Source organism: Bacillus sp. ISL-4 (assembly GCF_018613275.1).
In the GTDB taxonomy this organism is placed as follows: Bacteria; Bacillota; Bacilli; order Bacillales; family DSM-1321; genus Peribacillus; species Peribacillus simplex_E.
Genome location: NZ_JAGGQN010000067.1, coordinates 1 through 7156 on the forward strand (window position 1 = coordinate 1; position 7156 = coordinate 7156).

The 7156-nt window shown below is 33.3% G+C and carries 11 protein-coding genes; 3 read left to right on the forward strand and 8 right to left on the reverse strand.

Annotation, left to right across the window (positions count from 1 at the left end; all coding sequences use genetic code 11):
- Window positions 1–995, forward strand: a 995-nt coding sequence (locus J7J00_RS26150) for an IS1595 family transposase (protein WP_214795901.1), incomplete at its 5' end; no start/stop codon positions are given.
- 136 nt (window positions 996–1131) lie between these two features.
- Here J7J00_RS26150 and J7J00_RS26155 read toward each other — a convergent pair.
- Both J7J00_RS26155 and J7J00_RS26160 read right to left on the reverse strand, forming a co-directional pair.
- On the reverse strand, window positions 1132–1692 hold the full coding sequence (locus tag J7J00_RS26155) for a hypothetical protein (protein WP_214795902.1): 561 nt from the start codon (window positions 1690–1692) through the stop codon (window positions 1132–1134).
- Window positions 1693–1918: 226 nt separating this feature from the next.
- Window positions 1919–2095, reverse strand: a complete 177-nt coding sequence (locus J7J00_RS26160) for a hypothetical protein (RefSeq protein WP_214795903.1) — start codon at window positions 2093–2095, stop codon at window positions 1919–1921.
- 293 nt (window positions 2096–2388) lie between these two features.
- Between J7J00_RS26160 and J7J00_RS26165 the strand changes: the two genes are divergently transcribed.
- Window positions 2389–3135: a hypothetical protein gene (locus J7J00_RS26165; protein WP_214795904.1), complete on the forward strand. Its 747-nt coding sequence runs from the start codon at window positions 2389–2391 to the stop codon at window positions 3133–3135.
- A gap of 200 nt (window positions 3136–3335) precedes the next feature.
- Here J7J00_RS26165 and J7J00_RS26170 read toward each other — a convergent pair whose 3' ends face one another.
- From J7J00_RS26170 to J7J00_RS26185, 4 genes are all read right to left on the reverse strand, one after another.
- On the reverse strand, window positions 3336–3812 hold the full coding sequence (locus J7J00_RS26170; RefSeq protein WP_214795905.1) for a hypothetical protein: 477 nt from the start codon (window positions 3810–3812) through the stop codon (window positions 3336–3338).
- 51 nt (window positions 3813–3863) lie between these two features.
- Window positions 3864–4184, reverse strand: a complete 321-nt coding sequence (locus J7J00_RS26175) for a hypothetical protein (RefSeq protein ID WP_214795907.1) — start codon at window positions 4182–4184, stop codon at window positions 3864–3866.
- Window positions 4185–4568: 384 nt separating this feature from the next.
- Entirely contained in the window at window positions 4569–4718 is a 150-nt protein-coding gene (locus J7J00_RS26180) for a hypothetical protein (RefSeq protein WP_214795909.1), read from the reverse strand.
- Between the two features lie 261 nt (window positions 4719–4979).
- Entirely contained in the window at window positions 4980–5399 is a 420-nt protein-coding gene (locus J7J00_RS26185) for a hypothetical protein (protein ID WP_214795911.1), read from the reverse strand.
- Between the two features lie 476 nt (window positions 5400–5875).
- Here J7J00_RS26185 and J7J00_RS26190 point away from each other — a divergent pair, with 476 nt between their 5' ends.
- Entirely contained in the window at window positions 5876–6394 is a 519-nt protein-coding gene (locus J7J00_RS26190) for a tubby C-terminal domain-like protein (RefSeq protein WP_214795913.1), read from the forward strand.
- Window positions 6395–6498: 104 nt separating this feature from the next.
- Here J7J00_RS26190 and J7J00_RS26195 read toward each other — a convergent pair whose 3' ends face one another.
- Window positions 6499–6711 (reverse strand): hypothetical protein, encoded by a 213-nt coding sequence (locus tag J7J00_RS26195; protein WP_214795915.1) that lies wholly within the window; start codon window positions 6709–6711, stop codon window positions 6499–6501.
- A gap of 129 nt (window positions 6712–6840) precedes the next feature.
- A complete protein-coding gene (locus J7J00_RS26200) occupies window positions 6841–7065 on the reverse strand; it encodes a hypothetical protein (RefSeq protein ID WP_214795917.1) in 225 nt (74 codons plus the stop codon).
- Between the last annotated feature and the right edge of the window lie 91 nt (window positions 7066–7156).

The following is a 7156-nucleotide window of genomic DNA, read 5'->3' on the forward strand; positions in this document are numbered from 1 at the left end:
TATACGAAGGTTTCAACGATTTAACTAAGTCACAGCAAATGACTTTATTTGAGGCAATAAAACAAGATTTGTTTCCAGAAGAAACTAATAGAATTGATAAATTGCTCGGACCTATACGTGAAGCTCGATTTGCTTCAGGAATAGGTTGCGTTCATTGTGGAAGTACATCTGTAAAACGCAATGGGAAATATCGTACAAGGCAACGCTATTTATGTAAGGATTGCAATAAAACTTTCAATGATATGACTAATACTCCATTTTCAGGCTCAAAATATCCAGAAAAGTGGGTGAAATATATTGAGCTTATGATTGAGGGTGTTACTTTACCCAAGATTGCTAAACGCTTAAAAATACATATTTCCACTGCATTCTATTGGAGACATAAAATCTTGAACGCACTAGGTAGCCTCGGCTTCAAACAATTAGAAGGAATTGTCGAGAGTGATGAAACATTCTTTCGTGAGTCTTTAAAAGGGTGCCGTGTGATCAACCATAGAAAACCAAAAAAAAGAGGAGAAAAAGATAAAAAAAGAGGAATTTCAAATCTTAAGGTTGCCGTAGTCGTGGCTCAAGACCGCAATGGAAATATGATTGCACGTAAAGCAGGTACAGGGCGGGTTAAAGCCGAAGAAATTGATGCAGTGATAGGTGATTTTATTCACCCATCTGCTTTGTTATGCACTGATACCGCTACAAACTATAAAAAATTCGCTAAGTTAAAAGGCTTGTTGCACGAGACGATTAATGAACGTCAGAAGCAACGTGTGAAAAAAGGTATCTATCATATACAGCACGTTAATAACTTTCACAACAGACTAAAGGGTTGGATGGAGCGTTTTCAAGGAGTCGGAACATATTATCTGGATAATTACCTTTACTGGTTTCGCTGGCTAGAAATAGGAAAGAATATGGCATTTGATAAAGGAGTTGAACAAATGCTTATTTCAGCTTGCCAAAGATCTAATTATCATACTGTTGAGACGTTCAGAAGTTAACCGGCTTTAGGAGTTTGGTGTACTAAAAAACACCCAGAGCATTTTAATCTAAGCGTGATAATACAATTGATCCGTTTAATCATTAGAGCCCCCGATTGTTGAATAACGGATACAATTCTACTTATAGCCGGTAACGTTAGATATCGCTGCTGTTAATATCAAGTGAGTAATCATCGGATATATAGTTTGGGATTTTTCCAGGCGAGTTAAATAGACTATTCTTACTGAATATTGTAAATCCAACCTCTTCCATATCGACAAATGTTTCGACTTTATTTACATCAAAATTTTTAAATACTATAGGTCTATTACATTGTCTTGAGGGAATTAAATCCTGCTCTACAATACCTTTCCCGTGAAAAATGAATACACTTAGTCCATTACAAACTAATTCTTTTGCTAATTCACTAACCAGATTCAATTTCTCTACAGAATCAACTTTGATAATAGCACCATCTGACGAAAACTCATAAAAAGGAATATTATTTTCAATTAAAGTCTTTTTTTCATATCCAAAGATCATTGATTCTAAAACAAAAAAAACAGGTAAACTGAACATTTTTTGAACTAAGGAAATGATAAAATCATTTGGGATATCACTAATCCCTATAGTGATAGAAACAAAGATATCTTTTGGAAAGTCAAAGCTATTAATTATACTTTGGTCTGAGTATTGCACAAAATATTCTTTTTTCAACTTTTAGCCTCCTTCAGGGTCTAATCCTTTTAAATCCTTACTATTACGTTATGCAGCAATTGTCCCCGTTAATGAAAAAGTACTTTATTCTACAATCCGGCTCGTTTGTTGATTAAAATCACTTATATTTTACCATAAAAATGCAAGTGATTTGTTTTTATCCTGAGAGCAACAATCTTTTAGAAAACAGCCTTAAAATATAGTTGATTTTACTGTATTAATACTCCTAATATGAATCTTTCTTGATTTCTTCAAATATTAAGTACCCTTGATATTCATCGTGACCCTCACCAACAAAGTGAAATCCTTTTTGTTTGGACCAAAAGTTGTCCATTATTTCTTCCTCTGAAAGCCCCCATACCCTGTTTACTTGAGGGAAATGACTAAAGATGTCTTTTGCCATTTTGTTTTCCCATCCTTTAAGACGATGTGTTTGTTAATCTCAAAGTAATATGTGTCTAGTGCCTCAGCGATGACTGTTCTTCTTGTATCCGTTTTTAGCATTATGCAGCTCTTCTTGTAAATGCCGAATGGCTTCTTTATAAAAAGGAATTAATTCATTTTTATTTTCCATCTAAAACACCCCTATTTTTCACGTATCTGGTTTGTTTGATAATAATTTAGCCTTTGTCTATAATCCGTTTTATGTATATTATGTGTATTAATACCATATTTTACACAGGGGGAAATTCAGTGATGAAAAAGAAGTTAAGCATTTTTTCCATATCTTGCTTTATGGTTACCATTCTATTATTCGTTTTGACTTTGATTATAGGACATAATAAAGCTACTTCCATTCCTACTAGTGATTTTGGAAATAACGGTATTTTTGGTTACACCATCTTTGGAATTATGATGATTGCTCCAATATGTGGATTAATACTAGCATTAATCGGTGAAAAAGGCTCTCTAAAAATGACCGGTATAATAGGAAACTTGGTTGTATTTTTCTCAATATCTTTATTCATCGCCGGCGTTGCCTTTTACGATACTATTGATGATAAAGTAGTCGAGACAAATGAAAAGGTAGATGTAGAGCCAGAACAAAAAAACCAGGCGGATGATTCTACAAAACAAGAGGATATAGCCACTTCAGAAACAACTAGGTATCCTATATATGGTGGTTGGATGGACGATGAATCATATATCCTGATCAAAAGTGATGGTGACGGTGGTGAGGGTAGAACCAAGTTTATATTAGAAAAAATACCGAAAAAGGGAAAAGATAAAATCCTATTTCATTTCCAGTTAGCAGAATCAACAGGATTAAAACGAACCGGTATAATAGTTAGCAAAGAATCGAACAGGACTTCTTTTCTAACCTTAGAATTAAATAAAGAAATAACCGAACTAACGATCACGTTGCCAAATGAAAAACCCGTTACATATAAAATGTCAGAAATAGAACCGCAGGAATTCAATCCTGATTATGAGTGGGAATAATAACTATAAATCTATAAAGACACCTCCTAACTCATAGGAGGTGTCTTTATAGATTTAATTTAGCTAATTAAGTATTTTATCAAATTTTATTACGCTTAAATAATTTTATTCAGGTGTTAACCCGCATATTCTATCATTTCGACCAAGAAAAGATATACCATTGTGTGTAATATTCCTATATTCCCTTACCAGTTTTTATACTAATCCAGTACGACGGAAGTTGTTATTTCTTTATTTTCAGGGAAATCCCCTGCAATTTCAAACACGCCTAAATTAAATGTAACTTCTTTCCCTTCATCGAAAATATCGTCCTTACCTTCCGCATCGAATGTTATGTCCCCTTCTTGTACAACATCCGAATCAGTTCTTTCCTCCAAAGAACTATCGATCACATTCAGTTTTGTATTATCGATGACGATATTTGATTTGGCGGAATCCCAACTAACAGGAATTGACGAATATTTATTGTCCAACTTAAAGTGTACTATTACTTGATCTTCAATGACCTTCAGCTCAATAATTTCAATATCCATCATTCTTGCTGTATCGACAATAGAAAGACCGAAAGTTGTTTTTTCTTCCATTATTTCCACATATGGCCCGCCTCTTCTATTCATTTCATCCGAACTCCCCGTAATAATCAATGCCGACATTCCCGCTAAGATCATTTTTTTCAACCTACTTCCTCCTTAAAAAACGCCCCCAAATTGGGGGCGTTTTAAATTTGTCTAAGCAAGTATCCTATCTAGAGTATCATAAAATTTCATAGCACCAACGAACAAAGATATCGTACATAAAACGGCTATATTTCCAGTAATGGCTACCAACTTCATATTACCTTTTTCTCCTAAGATCGCTAGGATTAATCCGAAAATGGGAGATAACATCGCAACCCAAGCTAACAATGGACCTAAAACACCGATATTTACATATCCGCGGCTAGGCTCGGTGGCACTAACATATATACCGATGCCTAATATAACGAGGAATGAAACGATACAAAGAGCAAAACAGAAAAATGATAAGCGAGTGTATTTGCTGCGTTCCATAAAATCACTCCTTTGTAGCCATTAAACACATTCTACATAAAATGTAATTTTTTAACAATAAGTAATAATACCTGAATCCCTTTTAATCTTAGGCTTTATTAGAGATTAATGTTGCTTTTAGAGCAAATAAAAGAGACCACCTATAAGTGGGCTTTTTTTAGTCGTTTATGGTATCTATTAACGCGTTTATTACTAAAATTTAACAATAATGGAAAGAAAAACAGAATTATTGCTCGTCTTTTGTCCATTCTCTTTTAGTATAGATTGTTGCTTTTTAATAAAAAATAAGGCCTGAATTTAATTCGGGTCTTTAATATTTACTGTACAATTTTCTCGAAATGCCACATATAAAATCACATATTATCAATGCTAATATACTTTTCATTACCATTCACTATCGCTTTTTACTGCTTCTAAATCTTCTTTTGCACACTTAATGTAGTCTTCTTTTCTCCAATCATTTCCATAAACACTAATTACCTTTTCTAACTGTCTTTCATAATAACTAATTAATTCTTCTTTTGTTTTCTTCATATTGTCATTCCCCTTCTGTATAACATTAAAATTTCACCTTTTTTCTTCGGAGTTTGGTTTTTTTTTGTATTGCTAATTTCAGTATAATTCAATATTTTTAAAAATAAAAAACAACAAAGTTTACGAAATTAGCCTTTGTCAAAAACCTACATTTACAACCGGTCATTCCATTAGAGACGTTGGATAATAAGTTCAACCAAGGGGAAATTGAACTATTAATAATCCAATAAAATAGACAGCATTTCTGCTGCCTATTAATATCTACCTTATTTGAACAATGTGGGTATAAGTTTTATCAGGTTCATCGTTGTGCTCCCAAACTACGGATACAGTTGTGCCTTTTGATGGCTTAGGTCCTAAGTAAAAAACTTTGGAAAAAGGATGCAGAACAGTAATTTCGCCATCTTCTGCCCTTCCTTCTACAAAACTATCGATACTATATAAAATTTTATCATTTTTTTTAACTACAATGGCTTTTACCATTACATTATCGTCATTTCTTTGTTTTAAACGACCTTCCCATCCAGTTGGTTCACTCTGGTCTGTATTTTTGGAATAGGTTACCTTCCACATTTCATTTTCTGAAGTTCCTGATATTACTATACTTGAGTAATACCAATAAACGCAGATTACAATGAGAGCTAACGGTATAATAACTTTCAAATATTTATTTCTTTTCATATGACCCACTCAATCCCTCTCAATATTGATCAATTAGTTTTAGTTTTCATTTACATTTTACTTTAATACGGGAAAAACAGAGGGTTCATTAATTCAAATCACTTTGCTTTTTTATTGTAAGTGAAATTTAAGCAAAAACAACAATCTTTACGAATACAGCCTTTTTAAATAATGTATATATTGCACCTATAATGTTAAGGAATCAAAATTTTATTTTCTCTAATAAACTCGGGAAAGGAAGAGAAAAGAAAAGGAGTATCAAGGTTCGGAAGAACACGAGAAAATATTCAAAGATAGGAACGTATTCTATCGATGAGAACAAATAAAAGAGACCACCTATAAGTGGTCTCTTTTATTGCATCTTATGGAACTAACGCACCCGTTAGTTGAATAAGAAATTATATTTGTATGTGGATAAGGATTAGTATTAGAATTAACGCAAACCCTTAAACAATCAATGGTAAAGGAGGAATAAGGTGCGACCCCTTACTTATCAAGTACCTGAATCGGTGCTTATTTCAACCAAATTACCAATAATAGACGAACAGGGTAAAACCATTTTTTTGATGCAAAAAGAACGACATAAATTCCTTGCCAGTATCGTCAATGCGACAATTCGTTTTGGTTTACCTTATTCTTATAAAATAACCTATGCTTACGGGAAATCCCTTTATAGCATAGATTGTGCGTTTCCTGGCATTCGTTATAAAATAACTGACCATTTATCCTCGCAGACAATACCGATTGCAAGACATAAAGTTCAATTGATTGAAAAAGCGTATTCGTTTAAAATTGCCAATCAAGACTATTATTTTGAAAAAGATTATACAGGTACAGGTCACTTAAAATGTAACAATAAACGAATTGCAAGTGTTTCTATGCCTCTCTCCACTAAGATTTCAATGGTTGATACCATTAATATTGAATCAACAACGGAAGAAATTGCAGCACTAGCTGCCGTATTGTTCCATACATTTTATTATTATGATGCTTAATAGGGGCGGTTGTTCAACTAACCTGCCCCTTTAGTTCCATAAGAAAAGCTGCCTTAAAGACAGCTCCGATCTTCAGCTAACGCACCCGTTCGTTGTATAACTATTTATTTTCCAAGGAAAAAGAAATAAAGTGCTAATAAGTATATACAAATGTATACCCAAGAACCCATTATCAAGAAAAAATTAAAACATCCTTTATTTTTTCTATTTAGTATTACATTTAAAATAGCCACTATTACCACTAAAATATATAAAGGTGCTACCGCTAATTTTGAGATAAGTTCTGGAAAGGGCATTTCCATTAATTTGTCTTCCACATTATCGCCCCCTAACTTAAGTCTAATATTAGCATAATTATCTAATTCCTTGTTCAACTAAACTGCCTCGTTAGTGCCATAAAAAAAAGGCTGCCGCACCACCCCCCTGTTAATGAACTAACGCACCCGTTAGTTCAACAAGGTTTTTACCTTTTTCCTTAGTTCTTCAATTTCTTCAATTATTAATTTTGGATATTCTTTAGGCGTTGTGTTCTTTGTATTTTTTCCCTTAAACACCTTGTAATCATTCAATGTAGTCCAAAAGTGTGTTGCTCCATCTAAAATGGCCTCCAAGAATTCTCTTTTAGGTAATATAGCTTGTGCAAACACCTCAACAGGTTCCCAATCCCCCACAATAGAAAACTCCAATAAACTGCTGTTTATTGAGATTAACTTCATAAGATATGGATCGATACCATAAGGTTTGGAGTTAGTATAGTTTCAT

Bases quoted from the DNA above. Each gene is read 5' to 3' on its own strand.
- J7J00_RS26160 (WP_214795903.1), bottom strand. From the start codon at position 2,095: ATGGCAAAAGACATCTTTAGTCATTTCCCTCAAGTAAACAGGGTATGG.
- J7J00_RS26165 (WP_214795904.1), top strand. From the start codon at position 2,389: ATGAAAAAGAAGTTAAGCATTTTTTCCATATCTTGCTTTATGGTTACC.
- J7J00_RS26175 (WP_214795907.1), bottom strand. From the start codon at position 4,184: ATGGAACGCAGCAAATACACTCGCTTATCATTTTTCTGTTTTGCTCTT.
- J7J00_RS26180 (WP_214795909.1), bottom strand. From the start codon at position 4,718: ATGAAGAAAACAAAAGAAGAATTAATTAGTTATTATGAAAGACAGTTA.
- J7J00_RS26185 (WP_214795911.1), bottom strand. From the start codon at position 5,399: ATGAAAAGAAATAAATATTTGAAAGTTATTATACCGTTAGCTCTCATT.